At 42.4% G+C, this 20,630-nt stretch carries 23 protein-coding genes and 2 other annotated features; of the genes, 21 read left to right on the forward strand and 2 right to left on the reverse strand.

Translation table 11 applies throughout. The annotated features are described in order from the left end of the window. The first annotated feature begins 37 nt into the window (after positions 1-37). Entirely contained in the window at positions 38-1,069 is a 1,032-nt protein-coding gene (gene ysxE, locus GPA07_RS07280) for a spore coat protein YsxE (RefSeq protein WP_157292274.1), read from the forward strand. 65 nt (positions 1,070-1,134) lie between these two features. Here ysxE and GPA07_RS07285 read toward each other — a convergent pair whose 3' ends face one another. After that, the gene (locus GPA07_RS07285) at positions 1,135-1,323 is read right to left on the reverse strand and encodes a hypothetical protein (RefSeq protein ID WP_003216497.1); all 189 of its coding nucleotides are present in this window, start codon (positions 1,321-1,323) and stop codon (positions 1,135-1,137) included. A gap of 169 nt (positions 1,324-1,492) precedes the next feature. After that, positions 1,493-1,722 (forward strand) — a binding site (T-box leader). Between the two features lie 59 nt (positions 1,723-1,781). On the opposite strand from GPA07_RS07285, the gene GPA07_RS07290 reads away from it, so the two are divergent. The 20 genes from GPA07_RS07290 (at position 1,782) to pheA (ending at position 19,857) form a co-directional block, all read left to right on the forward strand. Then, entirely contained in the window at positions 1,782-4,424 is a 2,643-nt protein-coding gene (locus GPA07_RS07290; protein WP_157292275.1) for a valine--tRNA ligase, read from the forward strand. Between the two features lie 65 nt (positions 4,425-4,489). Continuing rightward, positions 4,490-5,794, forward strand: coding sequence for a bifunctional folylpolyglutamate synthase/dihydrofolate synthase (locus GPA07_RS07295; protein WP_071169240.1), 1,305 nt, complete (start codon positions 4,490-4,492; stop codon positions 5,792-5,794). Positions 5,795-5,942: 148 nt separating this feature from the next. Continuing rightward, positions 5,943-6,674 (forward strand): prepilin peptidase, encoded by a 732-nt coding sequence (locus GPA07_RS07300; protein ID WP_008357929.1) that lies wholly within the window; start codon positions 5,943-5,945, stop codon positions 6,672-6,674. After that, a complete protein-coding gene (locus GPA07_RS07305; RefSeq protein WP_157292276.1) occupies positions 6,655-7,848 on the forward strand; it encodes an SPOR domain-containing protein in 1,194 nt (397 codons plus the stop codon). Before GPA07_RS07300 ends, GPA07_RS07305 begins: the two co-directional genes overlap by 20 nt. Before the next feature lie 177 nt (positions 7,849-8,025). Beyond that, a complete protein-coding gene (locus GPA07_RS07310) occupies positions 8,026-8,595 on the forward strand; it encodes a Maf family protein (protein ID WP_157292277.1) in 570 nt (189 codons plus the stop codon). A gap of 48 nt (positions 8,596-8,643) precedes the next feature. Next, positions 8,644-9,318, forward strand: a complete 675-nt coding sequence (gene radC / locus GPA07_RS07315; protein WP_157293143.1) for a RadC family protein — start codon at positions 8,644-8,646, stop codon at positions 9,316-9,318. Positions 9,319-9,408: 90 nt separating this feature from the next. After that, positions 9,409-10,431 (forward strand): rod shape-determining protein, encoded by a 1,023-nt coding sequence (locus tag GPA07_RS07320; RefSeq protein ID WP_008357919.1) that lies wholly within the window; start codon positions 9,409-9,411, stop codon positions 10,429-10,431. Between the two features lie 17 nt (positions 10,432-10,448). After that, entirely contained in the window at positions 10,449-11,348 is a 900-nt protein-coding gene (mreC, locus tag GPA07_RS07325; RefSeq protein ID WP_008357916.1) for a rod shape-determining protein MreC, read from the forward strand. Further along, positions 11,345-11,863, forward strand: coding sequence for a rod shape-determining protein MreD (gene mreD, locus GPA07_RS07330; protein ID WP_008357915.1), 519 nt, complete (start codon positions 11,345-11,347; stop codon positions 11,861-11,863). The genes mreC and mreD overlap by 4 nt, the downstream gene beginning before the upstream one ends. Positions 11,864-11,917: 54 nt before the next feature. Next, complete coding sequence (gene minC / locus GPA07_RS07335) at positions 11,918-12,601, forward strand: septum site-determining protein MinC (protein WP_008357913.1); 684 nt, start codon at positions 11,918-11,920, stop codon at positions 12,599-12,601. Positions 12,602-12,603: 2 nt separating this feature from the next. Next, positions 12,604-13,407: a septum site-determining protein MinD gene (gene minD, locus GPA07_RS07340; protein WP_008357911.1), complete on the forward strand. Its 804-nt coding sequence runs from the start codon at positions 12,604-12,606 to the stop codon at positions 13,405-13,407. A gap of 109 nt (positions 13,408-13,516) precedes the next feature. Then, positions 13,517-14,308: a M23 family metallopeptidase gene (locus tag GPA07_RS07345; RefSeq protein ID WP_008357909.1), complete on the forward strand. Its 792-nt coding sequence runs from the start codon at positions 13,517-13,519 to the stop codon at positions 14,306-14,308. Continuing rightward, a complete protein-coding gene (locus GPA07_RS07350; RefSeq protein WP_157292278.1) occupies positions 14,301-15,170 on the forward strand; it encodes a M50 family metallopeptidase in 870 nt (289 codons plus the stop codon). Before GPA07_RS07345 ends, GPA07_RS07350 begins: the two co-directional genes overlap by 8 nt. A 66-nt stretch (positions 15,171-15,236) precedes the next feature. Beyond that, positions 15,237-15,311, forward strand: a sequence feature (ribosomal protein L21 leader region). Positions 15,312-15,323: 12 nt separating this feature from the next. After that, a complete protein-coding gene (rplU, locus tag GPA07_RS07355) occupies positions 15,324-15,632 on the forward strand; it encodes a 50S ribosomal protein L21 (protein ID WP_008357905.1) in 309 nt (102 codons plus the stop codon). Between the two features lie 14 nt (positions 15,633-15,646). Beyond that, positions 15,647-15,985 (forward strand): ribosomal-processing cysteine protease Prp, encoded by a 339-nt coding sequence (locus GPA07_RS07360; RefSeq protein ID WP_008357903.1) that lies wholly within the window; start codon positions 15,647-15,649, stop codon positions 15,983-15,985. 12 nt (positions 15,986-15,997) lie between these two features. Continuing rightward, positions 15,998-16,282 (forward strand): 50S ribosomal protein L27, encoded by a 285-nt coding sequence (gene rpmA / locus GPA07_RS07365; RefSeq protein ID WP_003216586.1) that lies wholly within the window; start codon positions 15,998-16,000, stop codon positions 16,280-16,282. A 277-nt stretch (positions 16,283-16,559) separates the two neighbouring features. Continuing rightward, positions 16,560-17,153, forward strand: coding sequence for a sporulation initiation phosphotransferase B (locus GPA07_RS07370; RefSeq protein ID WP_008357900.1), 594 nt, complete (start codon positions 16,560-16,562; stop codon positions 17,151-17,153). Between the two features lie 21 nt (positions 17,154-17,174). Further along, positions 17,175-18,461: a GTPase ObgE gene (gene obgE, locus GPA07_RS07375; RefSeq protein ID WP_071168850.1), complete on the forward strand. Its 1,287-nt coding sequence runs from the start codon at positions 17,175-17,177 to the stop codon at positions 18,459-18,461. A 55-nt stretch (positions 18,462-18,516) separates the two neighbouring features. Beyond that, positions 18,517-18,960, forward strand: coding sequence for an ACT domain-containing protein (locus GPA07_RS07380; RefSeq protein ID WP_157292279.1), 444 nt, complete (start codon positions 18,517-18,519; stop codon positions 18,958-18,960). 18 nt (positions 18,961-18,978) lie between these two features. Then, entirely contained in the window at positions 18,979-19,857 is an 879-nt protein-coding gene (gene pheA / locus GPA07_RS07385; protein ID WP_008357894.1) for a prephenate dehydratase, read from the forward strand. A gap of 228 nt (positions 19,858-20,085) precedes the next feature. Here pheA and GPA07_RS07390 read toward each other — a convergent pair whose 3' ends face one another. Continuing rightward, positions 20,086-20,628: a transcription repressor NadR gene (locus GPA07_RS07390; RefSeq protein ID WP_157292280.1), complete on the reverse strand. Its 543-nt coding sequence runs from the start codon at positions 20,626-20,628 to the stop codon at positions 20,086-20,088. Positions 20,629-20,630: the final 2 nt, after the last annotated feature.

Below are 20,630 nucleotides of genomic sequence, written 5' to 3' on the forward strand. Positions count from 1 at the left end.
GAAGCGATGATCGACCGAGAAAATGTGGTGAGTGAACGTGGATGAAATCCAATCTGTTCTATATGAATACGGGCTTGAGGCTGAATATATGGAACCTGTCAGTTCAGCAGTCGTCAAAGTGTATACAAAGCAGGGCGTATTTGCACTAAAGCGAGTCAAACCTCATCGGCATATGCAGTTTACAGAGCAAATGCTTGAATTAGAATCAAAGGGCTATCGCTCCTTTGTGCCGATTTATCGCACGAAGAGCGGTTCCTTTTTCTCAAGTCATCGAGATACCCAGTATGCCTATTACCTCATGCCATGGCTGACGAATGAAAAGAGAGAAGAGCAGGACGATAAGCATGAATATTTATTTCAAGAGATTGCAAGACTTCATAAACGAACTGAAGTGATGATGGACATCACAGAGCAAGAAATAGAAGCTCACTACACACAAATAAAAAGCAAATGGGAAGCAGAGAAAGACATGTATGAACGATTTATAGAGCGGGCAGAACAAACATGGTATATGTCGCCATTTGAACTGGCTGCTGCTATGTATTTTTCAGAAGCGATGTCTGCAAGTGAATTCGCGCTTGAGCGCTTAGAGGATTGGCACGAGGAAATGAAAGATCAAGAGACGACACGTATTGTGTTAAATCATGGGCAATTGTCGGTCCATCACTTTTTGTACAATGATGTAGGCACAGGACATTTCACCAATTTTGAGCGGTCCAAAAAGGCTGCCCCCATTTACGATCTTCTGACCTTTTACTTCCGAACCTTTAAAACCTATCCTACTGCTTGTCCTGAATGTACTTCCTTATTTTATACGTATCAAAAGGGGAATCCGCTTCGGGAGGAAGAGCTTCATTTGTTCCTAAGTTACCTCGCTTACCCGCAGGGCCTGTTTGATACGGTGAAAGCCTATGAAGCAGGCGGTCAGGATGAGATGGAAAGCTGTCAGGAGCTGTTAAGAGCGTATTGGCAAATGAAAAATTCAGAGCCGACTGTCATGAAGATTCACGAAATGGAGCAGGCTAGACGCCTTGAAGAAGAGCAAAATGCCTCGTCATCAGCAGAATGACGAGGTTTTTGTTTGAAAAATGGGAGGACCTTTACATAAGAGTGAGCCTGCATCTTTCAGCTCTTTTAAAACCAATCAAGGTGAAAGGCACAGGCGAGAAATATGAGAATACCTAAGATGAGGACGTCAAATGTTGTGGGAAAAATGATCGTACGAAACCCTTGAAATATGGCAATCGGGAGAACGACTTGGGAGGCAACTGCCCGAATTTGTCTAAGCCAGGGGGGGAGTGTGTAAGGATTGATCTTCTTCAAAATCAAACGCCCTCCTTCTTTATTTTGTTATTATTATATGGGCAATGAGGCAAAGGGTGCCTGCCCAATTTGTATAAAGAAGAAGAAAAGCGGAAAAGATGATTGACGAAAACAAAAGGCATTTAGTAATATTAATAAAAGATGAGTATGTGCTGATGAACGTGATATATCGTAAGCGTGGACCAGGAAGAGTACAAGCAAGCCCCTAAAGAGAGGGAAACCAAGAGCTGAAAGGTTTCCTAGGATACACTTGTTTGGAAGGTCGCCTGTGAGCTTAATTTCTTGAATGATTGAGTAGAGAAATTCGGGAGAACCCCGTTATCCTTTAGAGTGTATGGGACACGTGTATGTGTTCCATGAAAAAAGGTGGTACCGCGAAAAAGCTTTTTCGTCCTTTTATAAGGATGAAAGGGCTTTTTTTATGTTTCATCAGCCGAAAAAATGTGGAGGTTACACAAATGGGAACAAATAATCAAGAAATGCCTACAAAGTACGATCCAAATGCGATTGAAAAAGACCGCTATACGTACTGGCTTGAAGGAAAGTTTTTCGAAGCAAAAAATGACAAAACGAAAGATCCATATACAGTCGTCATTCCTCCACCGAACGTGACAGGAAAATTGCACCTAGGGCATGCTTGGGATTCAACTCTTCAAGATATCGTGACACGCATGAAGCGGATGCAGGGCTATGACGTTCTATGGCTTCCAGGAATGGATCATGCGGGTATTGCCACTCAAGCAAAGGTAGAGGCAAAACTTCGCGAAGAAGGCGTGAGCCGCTATGACCTCGGGCGTGAAAAATTTGTAGAAGAAACGTGGAAGTGGAAAGAAGAATATGCAGATTTTATTCGCAGCCAGTGGGCGAAAATGGGTCTTGGCCTAGATTACTCGCGTGAACGCTTTACATTAGATGAAGGTTTGAATAAAGCTGTTCGCCAAGTATTTGTTCAATTGTATGAGAAGGGACTGATCTATCGCGGAGAGTACATCATTAACTGGGACCCAGCAACAAAGACGGCCCTTTCTGATATCGAGGTGATTTACAAGGATGTACAAGGTGCGTTTTATCACTTGAGATATCCTTTAGCAGATGGATCAGGTTCGATTGAAATTGCGACAACACGACCTGAAACGATGCTTGGAGATACGGCAGTCGCTGTACATCCTGAAGATGAACGCTATCAGCATTTGATTGGGAAAACAGTTATTTTACCAATTACAGGCCGCGAGATCCCAATCGTTGGTGATGATTATGTTGATATGGAATTTGGATCAGGAGCGGTGAAAATTACGCCTGCTCATGACCCGAATGACTTCGAGCTTGGAAACCGTCATAACCTAGAACGCATTCTTGTGATGAATGAAGATGGCACGATGAATGAGAATGCGCTGCAATACAAAGGAATGGACCGCTTCGAATGCCGTAAACAGCTTGTGAAAGATCTTCAAGAAGAAGGCATTTTGTTCAAAATTGAGGACCACATGCATTCAGTTGGTCACAGTGAGCGAAGCGGAGCTGTTGTTGAACCGTACTTATCTACACAATGGTTTGTGAAAATGCAGCCGCTCGCAGATGAAGCCATCAAACTGCAAAAAGGTGATGAGCAAGTTCAATTTGTTCCGGACCGTTTTGAAAAGACGTATTTACACTGGATGGAAAATATCCGTGACTGGTGTATTTCTCGTCAGCTATGGTGGGGGCACCGCATCCCGGCTTGGTACCATAAAGAAACGAAGGAAGTATACGTTGGACTCGAAGCACCAGAAGATATTGAAAACTGGGAGCAAGATAACGATGTGCTTGATACATGGTTTAGTTCAGCGCTATGGCCTTTCTCTACAATGGGCTGGCCAGATGAAGACAGTGAAGATTTCAAGCGCTACTATCCAACAAATCTGCTTGTAACAGGCTATGACATCATTTTCTTCTGGGTATCACGTATGATCTTCCAAGGGCTTGAATTCACAGGAGAAAAACCGTTCAAAGACGTCCTCATTCATGGGCTTATCCGCGATGAGCAGGGGCGTAAAATGAGTAAGTCACTTGGCAACGGAATTGATCCGATGGAGGTCATCGACAAGTACGGTGCGGATTCATTAAGATATTTCTTAGCCACTGGAAGCTCACCAGGTCAGGACCTGCGTTTTAGCTTTGAAAAGGTTGAATCCACTTGGAACTTTGCGAATAAAATTTGGAACGCATCCCGTTTTGCTTTAATGAATATGAATGGTTTAACGTATGACGAGCTTGATTTGACAGGAGAAAAATCAGTTGCGGATCAATGGATTTTAACACGACTAAATGAAACGATTGAAAGTGTCACACAGCTTGCTGACAAATATGAATTTGGAGAAGTGGGCAGACATTTATACAACTTCATTTGGGATGATTTCTGTGATTGGTATATTGAAATGGCGAAGCTTCCGCTTTATGGAGAAGACGAAGCAGCAAAGAAAACGACTCGTTCGATTCTGGCATATGTTCTAGATCAAACGATGAGACTTCTTCATCCATTTATGCCGTTCTTAACAGAAGAAATCTGGCAGCATCTGCCGCATGAAGGTGAGTCCATTACCGTTGCGAAATGGCCTGAAGTGAAGCCCGAGCTTTCGAACGAACAGGCTTCTGCTGACATGAAGCTGCTCGTTGAACTCATTCGCTCTGTTCGTAACATTCGCAGTGAAGTGAACACGCCAATGAGCAAACAAGTTGAGCTATATATCAAAGCATCTACATCTGATGTACAGGAACGTTTAGAAAAAAATCGTTCATATATTGAGCGTTTCACAAATCCAAGTGTGCTTGAAATTGGCACAGATGTCCCTGCAAGTGATAAAGCGATGACAGCTGTTATTTCTGGAGCAGAACTCATTCTACCGCTTGAAGGCTTAATCAATCTTGATGAAGAAATCGCTCGTCTGCAAAAAGAGCTTGATAAGCTCACAAAAGAAGTCGAGCGCGTACAGAAAAAGCTAGGAAATGAAGGCTTTATGAAAAAAGCGCCTGAAAGTGTCGTGGAAGAAGAGCGTGAAAAAGAACGTGATTATGTCGCAAAACGCGAAGCTGTTCAAAAGCGTATTGAAGAGCTGAAAGCATAATGTTGAAAAGACGGCTCCTAATGGAATGGAGTCGTCTTTTTTGAAAATTTCGTATGAAATGGGAGATGACATTGTTTACAACCTATCATGAAGCCATTGAATGGATTCATAGCAGACTAGCCTTCGGCGTCAAACCGGGACTTGAACGAATGAAATGGCTGATGGACAGACTAGGGCATCCAGAACAAAAAATAAAAGCGGTGCATGTTGCTGGTACTAATGGAAAAGGGTCAACGATTGCGTTTACTCGTTCCGTTTTACAGTCAGCAGGCTATTCAGTTGGAACCTTTACCTCTCCGTTTATTTTAACGTTCAATGAAAGAATTAGTGTAAATGGGGAGCCGATTTTGGATGAGGAGTGGCTGAGCTTGGTGAATGAGATCAAGCCTTTAGTCGATGAATTAGATGATACAGAGCTTGGTGCAGCAACAGAGTTTGAGATCATTACAGCATGTGCGTTTGCTTATTTTGCCCATGTGCATCAAGTAGACTTTGTCCTATTGGAAACAGGGCTTGGCGGAAGGCTGGATTCAACAAATGTTGCAGCGCCCATTTTAACAGCGATTACGTCGATTGGGCATGATCATATGGTGATTTTAGGCGACACACTGGAACAGATTGCAGCAGAAAAAGCGGGCATTATCAAAAATGGCATTCCGATGATCACGGCCGTCCATCAACTAGAGGCTCTTTCTGTCATTCAAAACAAGGCACAAGAAAACAATGCACCGTTTCTTTCGTTACATGATACTTGTACCTTTGAGCATCAACAGCCGACGGAAACAGGTGAACGATTCACATTAACTACCCCAAAAAGGCAGTATCCACAGCTAGAGACAGGGTTAATCGGAACACATCAAAGACAAAATGCATCCCTTGCGGTTCTATTGATCGAATGGCTGGAGCAAGAGGGATATATCAATGTGTCAGAAGAGCAAGTGTATGAAGGAATTCGGCAAGCGGCATGGGCTGGAAGGTTTGAAAAGGTCAAAGATCAGCCTCTTGTCTATATAGACGGTGCTCATAATGAAGAGGGGATGGACCGTTTAATAGAAACCGTACAAGCTCATTTTTCCAGTAAACAAGTCCATGTATGTTTTAGCGCGTTAAAAGATAAACCGTACAGGCAAATGATTGACAAGCTTGAAGCTATTAGTTCCTCAATTCATTTTGTTTCCTTTGATTTTCCTAGAGCTGAATCAGCAGAAAAGCTGTATGCTTGCAGTCATTTAGAAGCAAAATCGTTTGATGAAGATCCTCGTGCAGTACTTGATTTCATTCAGAAAAAAAGTGCTGACCCTTCGGCAGTGATCCTTGTGACAGGCTCCCTTTATTTTATTTCAGATATACGAAATCGTATTTTAAGGTAATCAAAAGACGCAATTGCTTCGATGCAATGTGCGTCTTTTTTTCTTTTGAAATGAGAAAGAGGGGAGAAATCACATTTTCACTAGGTGCTCAAGATGAATCGCTATGGTACAATCCGGTCTATTCTATTTCTGGAAGGGGCTACTGAATTTGACGGATCTTTTTGTGTTTTTTGCGGGCATGATCATGGGGTCATTTTTTCATCTCGTTGGTGACAGGCTACCAATGAAACGGTCCATTCTTTTTCCACGTTCTCACTGTGAAATTTGTAAACAGTCGCTTTCTTTTCATGACATGCTTCCGCTCATCTCTTATATTGTATTGAAAGGGTCTTGTAAGCGCTGTGGCGCCCGCTTGTCTTTCCTGTATCCAATGACTGAGCTGCTAACAGGCTGCCTTTTTTTGCTCATTTATAGGACTGCTGGTTTTTCGTTTGAGGGCCTTTTTCTTGTGATTCTTTGTAGTTTATTCGTGATTGCTGTCGTGAGTGATCTTCTTTATATGAGAGTGCCAAACGAGCTCTTTCTTTTCTTTTTTCCTCTTTTCGTCATATATCGCACGCTAGAACCGCTTTTGATTTGGTGGGAAGGAGCGGCGTCTCTCCTTTTTTGTTTTCTTTTGTTTTATAGCTTAGACTGCTTCAAGCCAAATAGCATGGGCGGAGCGGATATGAAGCTGTTTGGTGTGCTTGCGTTTTGCTTTGGTTTCAAATGGTTTCTTATCATTCTTTTCCTTTCATCTGTCACTGGAATGGTTTATGCAAAGCTGTTTTCCTTCAGGCTGGATGAGCCATTTCCCTTTGTTCCTGCGATCGCTTTCTCTTTTTGGCTGTATCTTTTTTGGGGCGATAGGCTGATCGCAATTGGCGATTTTTTTGGATGAAAAAATTGGCGAACACTTTTTTAACCTGCCGACAAAAGTCTTGTTCTTTTTTTTATCTGCTATGTTAAAGTGTGAAGCAGAAAGAAGGACGGGTTACATTCGCGCTGATTCATTGGACAAAAGGGTCTTTCTTACAAACAATGTCAGAAAGCGGGGAATGACAGTGAAAAAAAGGCAGGCAAAAAAACAAGGGTTAAAGGTTAATATTAATGGCAAGGAAGAAATGCTTCATGAAGATGATCATCAGCCTCAAAAACAGCAAGAGGATCATGTAACGTTTTCGAACTGGGAGGAAAAGAGGCAATCGGAACAGGAGGCAGCAGCTTCCCAGGAAGAACCGTCTAAACCGAAGGAAGAAGATTTCCAGTGGGACGATGCAGCTGATCATATTTATCACTCTGATCCAAAGGTTGTCACGCCTTATCAAAAGAAAAAAGGCTCATTTGATCAGAAGTTCAGTAAAAATCGGGGTCCCTTCAAAAGAGTGATGACAACGATTGTGTTTGCAGTGGTTCTTGGGACAGGCCTCGGTGTGTTTGCACTAAGTTTAAGTCAAAATGGTTCAGCCAATCCGTCAGACGGAGATCATATCAGCGTCTCAGCATCTGGAAGCGAGCCTTCGATGAAAGCAGGAGGAGAGACGCCGCCGGCTGATACTACAGATGAATCAAAAGACAATAAAGATGAAAAAAGTGTCTCTGGCAGCTTTTCAACCTTTGTCGTACAGGCTGGAAAGTTTTCTTCTGAAAAAGGAGCAGATGACTTAGTTGGCAGTTTAAAAGAGGCAGGATATGCAGGTAAAAAGGTATCAATGGATGATGGATATTATGTGATTGCCGGGCTTGCCACAGAACAAGGCATGACAAGCGCTGTTGGGAAAAAGTTGATCGATCAGCACTTTGAAGCATGGGGAGGGAAGGAGCTCTCGTTTCAAGTGCCGGATGAGCTGACTAGTTTAATAGAAAAGGCATCTGTCTTATCTTCAAAGGTCATTGCAGGGGATGATGTAGATCAAAAGGAAGTCACGCAGCTGATTTCTGAGTTGGAAAATGCAAAAACAACTGATGCATCAGCCAAGAGCAGTTTGCTGAAAGCAGTTCAGCTCTTAAATAACCCATCTGCTGAAAATGGGTGGAAATCTCAGCAAGCCCTGCTTGATCAATTAAATACGTAAAATCATTTTTTAATCAACTAAACTAGTCAAAAAATGACTAGTTTTTTTCTTTTCCTTCCAACATAATGATGAATGAACATGAAAAATGATTTTTCATCAATTGTCGGTAAGATGTACATTTGATAGGATGAATGGGTATCTTACTTCTTAGGCTATACCCTGAAAGGATGAACAAACATGAACCAATTGATTCTCGCATCTCAATCACCTAGAAGAAAAGAATTGCTTGATTTAGCAGGGTTTTCATATGACATTCAAGCAAGTCAATTAAAAGAAGAAATAAATCGAAACCTTTCTCCTGCTGAGAACGTCCAATGGTTGGCAGAACAAAAAGCAAATGATATTCAAAAAATACATCCCAACGCTGTGATCATTGGCGCAGATACAATTGTTGCAATTGACGGCAAATGCCTTGGAAAACCAAAAGGCAAGGAAGAAGCGGCTTCAATGCTTCAATTATTGTCAGGTAAGGCACATCAAGTCTTGACGGGTGTTACGATTCAATCAGAAAATAGAAAAGAAACCTTTTATGAGCAGACAGAAGTGACATTTTGGCCGCTTACGCAAAATGAAATAGACCGCTATATCGAAACAGGCGAACCTCTTGATAAAGCTGGAAGCTACGGCATTCAAGGGAAAGGTGCTCTGTTTGTACAAAAAATAGACGGTGATTATTTTTCCGTTGTAGGACTCCCTATTGCCAAAACAGTTAGAGTGCTTGAAACATTTGGAATCACCCCTTTTTGATGACGGGAAGGAATCTAAAAAGGAGTGTTTATCTTGAGTCATTTCCCTATGTTGCTGAAGCATTTTCCTCATGATGAAAAGCCGCGAGAACGATTTATTAAATATGGTCCAAATAGTTTATCAAACCATGAACTTGTCGCAATCCTGTTGAGAACAGGCACAAAAAAGGAATCGGTTCTTCAAGTTTCTGCAAGGCTTCTGCAAACATTTGGCGGTCTTCGTACTGTGAAGGGAGCTTCAATTGAAGAACTGTCAAAGATTCGCGGAGTTGGAAAAGCGAAGGCGATCTCTCTTTTAGCTGCTTTAGAACTAGGCACAAGATTACACCATCAAACGACGGACAACCGTTATGTGATTCGCACGCCAGAAGATGGGGCGAACTTTGTGATGGAAGATATGAGATTTTTGACGCAAGAAAATTTCGTTTGTCTTTATCTTAATACGAAAAATCAGGTTCTTCATAAACATACTGTGTTTATTGGAAGTTTGAATTCGTCGATTGTTCATCCGCGTGAAATTTTTAAAGAGGCCTTTAAACGTTCGGCCGCTTCATTTATCTGTGTGCACAACCATCCATCTGGAGACCCGACACCTAGCAGGGAAGATATTGAAGTGACAAAGAGACTTTTTGAATGTGGAAAGCTGATTGGAATCCAGTTGCTTGATCATCTTGTGATAGGTGATCAAAAATTTGTGAGTTTGAAGGAAAAAGGGTATTTGTAACACTTTTTTTTTCAATGTTTTACGATATAATAGAGTTTATGAGTTTTTCCCTAAAGGGAATTTTGGTTTAAGAAAGGAAGATACATACATATGTTTGGAATTGGTACAAAAGACCTTGGAATAGATCTTGGAACAGCGAATACGCTTGTTTTTATTAAAGGAAAAGGCATTGTTGTGAGAGAACCTTCGGTCGTAGCTTTGGAAACCGATACGAAGTCTATAGTGGCGGTCGGAAATGACGCTAGAAATATGATTGGCCGTACACCAGGTAATGTGGTGGCGCTCCGTCCAATGAAAGACGGTGTCATTGCAGATTATGAGACGACAGCAACAATGATGAAATACTACATTAATCAAGCATTAAAAAACAAAGGACTATTTGCTCGTAAACCTTATGTGATGGTATGTGTACCATCCGGTATTACAGCTGTAGAAGAGCGCGCAGTCATTGATGCAACAAGACAAGCTGGTGCACGTGATGCATACCCAATTGAAGAACCATTTGCTGCGGCGATTGGTGCGAACCTGCCTGTATGGGAGCCAACAGGAAGTATGGTTGTGGATATTGGCGGCGGTACAACAGAGGTAGCGATTATTTCACTTGGCGGCATTGTGACATCTCAATCCATCCGTGTTGCAGGGGATGAAATGGATGATGCGATCAGCAGTTATATCCGTAAAACGTATAATCTAATGATTGGTGATCGTACTTCAGAAGCGATAAAAATGGAAATCGGTTCAGCGCAGCCAGATGTGCATGATGAGATGGACATTCGCGGACGTGACCTTTTAACAGGTCTGCCAAAAACAATCTCTATTACGGCGGAAGAGATTGCAAAAGCGCTTCGCGATACAGTGGAAACAATTGTCGATGCGGTAAAAATGACGCTTGAAAAAACCCCGCCTGAGCTGGCAGCAGATATTATGGACCGTGGAATCGTTTTAACAGGCGGCGGTGCATTGCTGCGTAATCTTGATAAAGTCATTAGTGATGAAACGAAAATGCCAGTCATTATTGCTGAAGACCCACTTGACTGTGTGGCGATCGGAACAGGGAAAGCACTAGAACATATTCACTTGTTCAAAGGAAAATCAAAAGATAATCGGGCGTAAATAAAGAGGTGTAAGACATGCCGCAGTTTTTTATGAATAAAAGATTAATGTTGCTCCTTGTCTGCGTCATCGTGCTGGTGGCCATGATTGGTTTTTCAGTGAAAAGCGGCAGAGGTGCTTCATGGCCGGAAAAATTAGTGGGGGATACGACAGGCTTTTTTCAAGGTGTCTTTCATAAACCATCACAATTTATTGCCGGTATTTATGAAAATGTACAAGATTTAAAGAACACATACGATGAAAACGAGCGTCTTCGAAAAAAACTTGATGGACAAACCCAATATGAGGCGAAACTTCAAGAACTAGAAGATGAGAACAAAAAGCTTCGCAAGCAGCTCGGATATGTAAACTCTATTCGTGACTACACGCCGATCCTTTCAACAGTCATCGCAAGAAATCCCTCCCTTTGGGATAGCTTTGTGATGATCGATAAAGGCAAAAAACAAGGCGTTGAAAAAGATATGGCGGTCACAAATGAGAGTGGTGCGTTAATTGGAAAAATTGAAAGTGATAAGCTCAACAATTTTACTTCGACTGTAAGGTTGCTAAGCTCTACAGACCAAAATAATAGAATTTCAACGAAAATTTTTGCGAAAAAGGGCAAAGAAGAACTCAATGGAATTATTAACGGCTATGACAGCAAGAAAAAAATGCTGACAATGAACATTTTAAAATCCGATGCTGATGGGGATGTCAAAAAAGGAGATCTTGTTGAAACATCTGGAGCAGGGGGCGTATTCCCGCAGGGCTTGACGATTGGAAAGGTGAGTGAAATTGAGCCTGACCATTACGGACTGACAAAAATTATTTATGTAGAACCAGCTGCTGAACTCAATAATTTAGACCATGTGATTGTTGTGAATCGCAGCACAAGTACGGCAGATGCATCTCAATTAACGAAGGAGGAAGGCTCGTGAAACGTGTCCTTCTTGCTTTCGTCATGTTGTTTATTTTCGTATTTGACAGTATTTTTGTTGATTTAGTGAGGCTCCCATTTGTTTCAGAGGATCAAATTTTAGCACCTCATTTCATCTTACTCGCACTTGTATTTTTGACAGCTTTTGTGAATCAAAAATACGGCGTGATTTACGGATTTATCTTTGGACTTTTATATGATATTTCGTATACAGGTATTCTTGGTGTTCATATGTTTGGCTTTGGTGCGCTCTGCTATTTGCTGGCGAAAGCCTTCAAAGTGCTTCAGACGAATATTTTAGTCGTTGTCTTTCTGTCAATTATTGCTGTTGCAGTGATGGAGTTTTATGTGTACGGCGTTCAAGCGACGATTCAACCAGGGATCATGCCGTTTAATACGTATGTGATCGAACGCTTTATTCCAACGATTCTTTTAAATACTGCTGCGTCTCTCATACTTGTTGTGCCGCTTAGGCTCTTTTTCATCAATGTGAAACAAGGACTGGTCGACGAATAAAAGCAGGAGTTTGTCCAATTACGGCGAAATGAGTATGTTGTTGAGGTGAGCATCTTGAAAACTCAAAAACAGCAATATGTGACAATAAAAGGTACAAAAAACGGATTAACACTACAGTTAAATGACGACTGTTCGTTTGAAGACCTTCTTTCTGGCCTGCGAGAGGTTCTTTTACTTGAGCAATATACAGATGGAAGAGAAGGACATAAGGTCAATGTGCATATTAAACTTGGTTTTCGGTATTTAACAGAGGATCAGGAGGCGCGTTTGACTGAAGCGGTGTCTGAAAATGAACATCTCGTCATTCACTCTATTGAAAGTGACGTCATGTCAACTGAAGAGGCGAGACGGTTAAAAGCAGAGGCCGAGATCACCTCTGTAGCAAAAATTGTACGCTCTGGACAGGTGCTGCATGTCGAAGGAGATCTTCTATTAATAGGGGATGTAAATCCTGGCGGAACCATTCGCGCAGGGGGTAATATCTTTGTGCTTGGTGCGTTAAAAGGTGTAGCACATGCTGGATGTAATGGAAACAAACAAGCTGTCATTGCGGCATCTCATATGATTCCAACTCAGCTTCGCATCGCACAAGTGTTTAACCGTGCACCAGATCAAAAAGAAGATGGAAATGAAATGGAATGTGCTTATTTAGATATAGATGGCAATATGATCATTGAACGCCTGCAGCAATTGGCTCATATAAGACCTAATCTGACAAGGCTTGAGGGAGGAATGTGAAATTGGGCGAGGCTATTGTGATTACCTCAGGAAAAGGCGGCGTTGGCAAAACAACAACATCTGCAAACTTAGGCACAGCACTAGCAATTCAAGGAAAAAAAGTGTGTCTAGTTGATACCGACATTGGCCTTCGGAATTTGGATGTCGTGATGGGGCTTGAAAACCGCATTATTTATGATCTAGTCGATGTAGTAGAAGGAAGATGCAAAATTCATCAAGCGCTTGTGAAAGATAAGCGTTTCGAGGATCTTTTGTATCTTTTACCCGCTGCTCAAACAAGCGATAAAACGGCTGTAGAGCCGGAGCAGATCAAAGAATTAATTCAATCATTGAAACAAGACTTTGATTATGTTGTCATTGATTGCCCTGCTGGAATTGAGCAAGGCTTTAAAAATGCTGTATCAGGTGCTGACAAAGCGATTGTGGTCACGACACCTGAAATCTCAGCTGTGAGAGATGCAGACCGAATTATCGGCTTGCTGGAGCAAGAAGATATTGAACCGCCTCGTTTGATTGTGAATCGCATTCGTACACACATGGCGAAAAATGGCGACTCAATGGATGTGGATGAAGTGGTCCATCATTTATCGATTGATCTTCTCGGCATTGTAGCAGATGATGATGATGTCATTAAGGCTTCAAACAATGGTGAACCGATTGTCATGGATGCCAAAAATAAAGTCTCGATTGCGTATCGCAATATTGCTCGCCGCGTACTAGGTGAATCTGTTCCGCTTCAATCATTTGAAGATGACAACAAAGGAATGTTTGCAAAGCTGAAAGCATTTTTCGGTGTAAGAGCATAATCATTCACGTGAGATCAGACCGATTCTTTTTGAATCGGTCTTTTTGTTGCATATCACATGAGGTCGTCACATAAAATGTACAAACTGTTTGTATGTAAAGGGTGATCTCATGAAAAGAGTGGACGAGTATCGAAAAAAAATAGCGCAGCGCCGCAAAACGAAGCAGCCGGCTGCTGCTCCTAAGAAGGCGGCTTCCAAGAAAAAAGGAGACATACCGCCATGGGTCATGTTAACGGAAGAAGAAAAGCATTCTGGGTCAGCTTCCTACGAGTCGACGTCTCATCAGTCAAAAAAATATCGTCATCCACTATTTAACCCCAATACTTTTGTGCTTAAATGTTTACTTTCTGCGTCGCTTGTTTTGATTGCAGCTATTTCATTTAAAGGTCAGGCAGGTCCTTTTCAGCAGCTGAAGCCGGTGATTAGTCAAACCTTTGAACAAGATTTTCAATTTGCCGCCGCCAACCGGTGGTTTGAGAAGACAATTGGGAACCCGCTTGCCTTTTTAACCGAGAAAAAGGATGGTCAAAAGGACGTACAAGCCAATCAAGAATTGGCTGTGCCTGCTTCTGGAAAAGTACAGGAATCATTCACACAAAATGGTGCAGGTGTCAAAGTGGAAACATCCGCAGAAGCCATTGATAGTATGAAAGAAGGCTATGTTGTAGAGGTGAAAAAGAAAAGCGACACAGGGCTCACAGTGGTGGTGCAGCATGCAGATAACAGCTACAGCTGGTACGGTCAACTAAAGGAAGCCGATGTGGCCCTATACGATTTTGTCGATAAAGGTGAAAAAATTGGCCGAATTTCGCTAGATGAACAAGGGAAAGGGACGTACTACTTCGCCATTAAGCAAAACGAACAGTTTATTGATCCCATTCAGGTGATGACCTTTGAATAGATGGCTGCTCATGCTGACAAAGGTTCACATCCATCCGCTTCTTTGGATTGTGATGGCGTTTGCCATTCTATCAGGTCAAATTAAGCCGCTGCTTTGTCTGCTCATTATCGTCTGTGTCCATGAACTTGGACATGCAGCGGCTGCTTGCTATTATCATTGGCGCATTCGGCGGATATTTTTACTTCCATTTGGCGGAGCGGTAGAAGTAGAAGAACATGGGAACCGTCCGCTAAAAGAAGAGCTGGCGGTGATTTTATGCGGACCGCTTCAGCATGTGCCGCTCCAGCTTATGGCGTGGCTTTTCATGCAAGCTTCTTTTATTTCTCAAGACGTCTTTACGATGTTCACCTTTTTCAATATGGCGATTTTTCTTGTCAACCTTTTACCTATTTGGCCGCTCGATGGCGGAAAATTATTTTTTTTGCTCTTATCTGTTTTTTACCCTTTCCAGCGCGCACATGCCCTTGCGATAAAAGGCTCACTTGTCTTTTTCGGTCTTTTGACAGCAGGGCTGATCTGTTTTGCTCCGCTGCAATTCAACGGCTGGGTCCTGCTCACTTTTTTAGCCTATTCCCTTGTGATGGAACACCGGCAGCGGCATTACGTCAGGGTACGCTTTTTACTAGAGCGGTATTACGGCAAAAAAGAGCAAAAGGTAGAGAAACTCATTCCGCTGAGAGCCAGTGCTGAGGAGAAAATATACGAAGTCATGTCACGATTCCAAAGGGGTTGTAAGCACCCCATTATTATCGAACGAAATGGTGTGAAAATGAGCCAGCTCGATGAAAATGAATTGCTCCATGCCTATTTTTCAGATCGAAGAACGACCTCCTCGATGGAAGAGCTTCTTTTACCTTACTAATGGTGAAAATACATTGACATTCTGCGTCTAGTTTGATATATTTTTTAATGTTATGGATATGTAGCACCCGTGCTACAACCGCGCGCGGAGCAGGTGTAAAGTGCCTATGGCCCCCTGTATTCGGCGAGTCTGAGTTTATTAGGAGGTGCAGAGATGTACGCAATTATTGAAACTGGTGGTAAACAAATCAAAGTTGAAGAAGGCCAAACTGTTTATGTTGAAAAACTAGCTGCTGATGCAGGTGAAACAGTTACTTTCGAAAACGTATTGTTTGTCGGCGGAGACACTGTCAAAGTGGGTAACCCTTCAGTTGCTGGAGCAACAGTAACGGCTAAAGTTGAAAAACAAGGTCGCGGTAAGAAAATTACTGTGTTCAAGTATAAACCGAAGAAAAACAACCACAAAAAACAAGGTCATCGTCAACCTTACACTAAAGTTGTTATCGAAAAAATCAACGCTTAAGGCGTGTGAGTGATATGATCAAAGCAACCATTACTCGGTCGCCAGCAGATGAGAGCATTACGTCTTTTCAGATGACTGGACATGCCGAGTTTGCTGAAAAAGGTCAGGATCTCGTTTGTGCAGGTGTATCTGCAGTTGTTTTCGGTTCAGTCAATTCAATTATTGCACTGACAGGAATTGATCCACTGCTTGATATTGGAGATGAAGGCGGATATTTCTCTTTTGAATTACCAGCTGATACAGATCCAGTCACCTTTGAAAAAGCCCAGCTGCTTTTAGAAGGCATGGTCGTTTCCTTAGAGACAATCGAACGAGATTATCACGATTATGTGAGAATATCTACAAAAAAATAGGAGGTGAACTTCATGCTTAGATTAGATCTTCAATTTTTCGCATCTAAAAAAGGGGTAGGTTCTACAAAGAACGGACGTGACTCTGAGTCTAAACGTTTAGGCGCTAAACGTGCGGATGGTCAATTCGTAACTGGTGGTTCTATCCTTTATCGTCAACGTGGAACGAAAATCTATCCAGGTGAAAACGTTGGACGCGGAGGCGACGACACTCTTTTCGCTAAAATCGACGGAACAGTTAAATTCGAACGTTTCGGTCGTGACCGTAAAAAAGTGAGCGTATATCCTGCGGCACAATAATTGCTAAAAACTCCGGTCATTGACTGGAGTTTTTTTCACTGTTCAGGGAGCTTTTGCGCTTTTTACAAGTGGTACCGAAGATGATAAAAGAAGATGCACTCCATAAATATCAGAGTACGTTTGCTGACTTTGCCTCATTTTCTCCTATACGATCAGAAAAAACAACCTTTCCTCACATAACTAGTGTTTTTCTAAGCTGTCTTCTCTGTTATAATTCAGGGAGACATAGTGATGATAAGACTCCTAAAAGAGAGACCAAACGATTGGGAGTGCGATAATGGAAGAGATACCAAGTAAACAAACTGAAAAATTAACTCACGTTGCATTAACAAATGAATTGATTTATCTACTTAGTCGCTCAAGACACGACTGGATGAATAAATTGCAGTTAATCAAAGGCAACTTGACATTAGAAAAATATGACCGAGTGTTCGAAATAATAGAAGAAATGGTCATTGAAGCACAGCATGAATCCAAACTCTCAAATTTAAAAATTCCCCAATTGGCCTATTACTTTCTAACATTTAATTGGGAGTCGCATTTTATCACCCTAGAATATGAAGTGCTTGGTGAAACCCGAGACTTATCAGCATATGAATCGCAGCTGCTAACGGTATCACGGGAGTTGTTTTCGATATTCGATCAATCAGTTTGCCAAAAAACTGAAAATCATTTAACGGTCACGTTCCAAACAGATCATGATGAGAATGATGTGGTCTTATATTTTGATTTCAAAGGAAAATTAACAAGTTTGGATGCGTTAAATGCGTTTCATGACGCAAACTATCCATGTATGAGTATAACGCAATTTCATGTGACCTCTCATGAGTCCATGATTGAGCTTTGTTTGAGGCAAGAACGAGATATGTGATGCAGAGAAACGGAGGAAGTTATGTTTGTAGATCAGGTTAAAGTGTATGTTAAAGGCGGTGACGGCGGAAACGGTATGGTAGCGTTCCGTCGTGAAAAATATGTGCCAAAAGGCGGTCCAGCAGGCGGCGACGGCGGAAATGGTGCAGATGTTGTATTTGAGGTGGACGAAGGACTCAGAACGTTGATGGACTTTCGTTATAAACGTCATTTCAAGGCGGATCGCGGCGAGCACGGGATGAGTAAAAACCAGCATGGCCGTAATGCGGAAGAAATGGTCGTCAAAGTTCCACCTGGTACAGTGGTAACAGATGCAGAAACGGGACAAGTACTTGCTGACTTAACAGAGCATGGGCAGCGGGCAGTCATTGCAAAAGGTGGACGAGGCGGACGTGGAAATACACGCTTTGCAACACCTGCAAACCCTGCACCACAGCTTTCTGAAAATGGTGAACCGGGTAAAGAACGTGACGTTATCCTGGAATTAAAAGTACTTGCAGATGTTGGACTCGTTGGTTTCCCAAGTGTCGGGAAGTCGACGCTGCTTTCCATTGTCTCTTCTGCGAAACCGAAAATTGCAGATTATCATTTTACAACGCTTGTGCCGAATCTTGGTGTTGTCGAGACTGATGATAACCGAAGCTTTGTCATGGCGGATCTGCCGGGACTAATTGAAGGCGCGCACCAAGGCGTTGGTTTAGGTCATCAATTTTTACGCCACATTGAGCGTACACGTGTCATTGTCCATGTCATTGATATGTCAGGACTTGAAGGACGTGACCCTTACGAAGATTATGTGACGATTAATGAAGAGCTTGAGCAGTACAATATGAGATTGACAGAGCGTCCACAAATCATTGTGGCCAACAAAATGGACATGCCAGATGCAGCTGACAATCTAGCAGCATTTAAAGAAAAACTAACGGATGACCATAAAGTGTTCCCAATTAGTGCGATCACAAGAGAAGGGCTTCGTGAGCTCTTATTTGAGATCGCCAATCAGCTTGAAACAACACCGGAATTCCCGCTCTACAATGAAGAGGAGCTGTCTGATAACCGCGTGATGTACAAGTTTGATGAAGGGGAAGCAGCATTTGAGATCTCAAGAGATCCTGATGGCACGTTTGTTTTAACGGGTAAAGCACTGGAGCGATTGTTTAAGATGACAGATTTCTCAAGAGACGAGTCAGTGAAACGATTCTCTAGACAGCTTCGCGGAATGGGTGTCGATGATGCCCTGCGTGAGCGTGGTGCGAAAGATGGCGACATCATTCGTCTGCTTGAATTTGAATTTGAATTTATTGATTGATCAAAAGGAGGGTCCAGTTCATGGGCTCTCCCGTTTTTAAAAGGGGAGAAAACAGGTGAAAGAAGAAACGTTCTATTTAGTAAGAGAGGATGTACTTCCAGATGCGATGCGAAAAACGCTTGAAGTCAAAAAGCTTCTCGATCGCAAAAAAGCGGATTCAGTTGCGGATGCTGTTCAGAAAGCGGATTTAAGCCGCAGTGCTTTTTATAAATACCGGGATGCTGTTTTTCCATTTTATACGATGGTGAAAGAGCAGATCATCACATTGTTTTTCCACCTAGAGGATCGGTCTGGGGCTCTGTCAAGGCTGCTGCAAATTGTGGCTGACTCTGGCTGTAATGTGTTATCCATTCACCAAACCATTCCGCTGCAAGGAAGAGCCAATGTCACCCTATCGATCAGTACGGCTGGCATGGTAGATGATATCCATACAGTCATGAATCAATTAAGAAAACTTGAATTTGTCGAAAAAGTTGAAATTCTCGGTTCTGGGGCGTAAAAGGAGAGATCATAGCAGATGAAGCAATTAACTGTAGGTTATTTTGGACCAGAGGCAACATTTACTCATTTGGCCGTATGTTCTTGCTTTCCAAAAGATGCAGTGCAGCGGGCTTATGCAACCATTCCGCAATGTATGGATGCTGTGTCAAAGGGCGAAGTAGATTTGGCGGTCGTTCCACTTGAAAATGCACTCGAAGGATCTGTAAACTTAACGATTGATTATTTAATCCATGAAGACGCACTGTCCATTGTTGGCGAAATGACAGCACCGATTCGCCAGCACCTGCTTGTCCATCCATCAAAAGCGGAGAGCTGGGAGACATTAGATGTGATTCAGTCACATCCACACGCAATTGCGCAGTGTCATCAATTTTTGAAAAAGCAGTACCCTGATATTCCGCATAGACCGGTGGAATCAACAGGCTATGCAGCGAAATATATTAGTGAGCATCCCGATGAAGCTGTTGGTGCGATTGCCAATGAGATTGCCGCAAAAACGTACGGATTGGCCATTGCGAAAAAAGACATTCATGATTATCCGCACAATCACACACGCTTTGTTATTTTACATAAAGACCCTAAGGCATCGTTTCCAATGAATTCAGGCTTTTCTTCGAAGCCAAAAACAACCATTGTTGTCAGTCTGCCAAAGGATGACCAATCAGGTGCATTACACCGCGTGTTATCTGCTTTTTCTTGGCGGAATCTGAACTTGTCAAAAATTGAATCCCGTCCGACAAAAACGGGTCTTGGACACTATTTATTTATCATTGATATCGAAAAAGAGATGGATGACGTGCTTGTCCCTGGTGCGATTCAAGAATTAGAAGCGATTGGCTGCGAGGTCAAACTGCTTGGCAGCTATCAAACATATGAATTAACGAATGAAAAATAGTGTCCCAACAGGACACTATTCAGCGTGTAGACAAACCCTCGCATTCTTTGTCAGTCCTGCGTGCCGGTGCTCACGAATGTCAAATTCGCTCCGCTCCTGTACTCGTCCTTCCTAGACTAGACTGCAAAGGTTTTCAGGTCACGATGAAAAGAAGACAAAGGGCTAAAATAAAGATCATTTTAGCCCTTTGTCAACAATCTGATAGTGTCCAAACAGGACACTATTTTTTTAGTCTTTAATAAGAAATCCGGCGTCATCCAGCGCCTGAATGGCTTGGTCAAGCTTTTTTTGGCTGTAAGAAGTGAGTGTATGTAAGTGCACGCCGTCTGTTAGCTCTGACAAATAGGAGGCGCCAGTGTTAGAAATGTGATGAACGAAATCAGCGACTTGTTTACGTGTGCTGACACGAATGGAGGCTGTCAGCTCACCGTAAACTGGGTGTTCGATTATAACGTCTTTCACCGTTACACCATGATCTACAATTAGTATCAGCTCCTCTTCTGTACGATGAGGATCATGCTTGCAGGCAATGATCTGTTCAATTTCGGTTTCCGGCGCATGCTGCGGTGCCATATACACATAGCCTTGACTTGTGGCAATAATGGGTTCATTTTTTGCTTTTAGTAATGAGATATCTTGTACAATGACTTGTCGAGATACAGCGGCTTTTTTAGCTAAATAGCTTCCGGTAAGCGGTGTATCTGTTTCTTTCAGCCACTCTAAAATGGCGGATCTTCTCTCTTCGCCAATGAGTTTTCTCTCATGCTCCACGT

This window comes from Bacillus sp. ms-22 (genome assembly GCF_009759805.1).
Lineage (GTDB): Bacteria > Bacillota > Bacilli > Bacillales > Bacillaceae > Bacillus > Bacillus xiamenensis.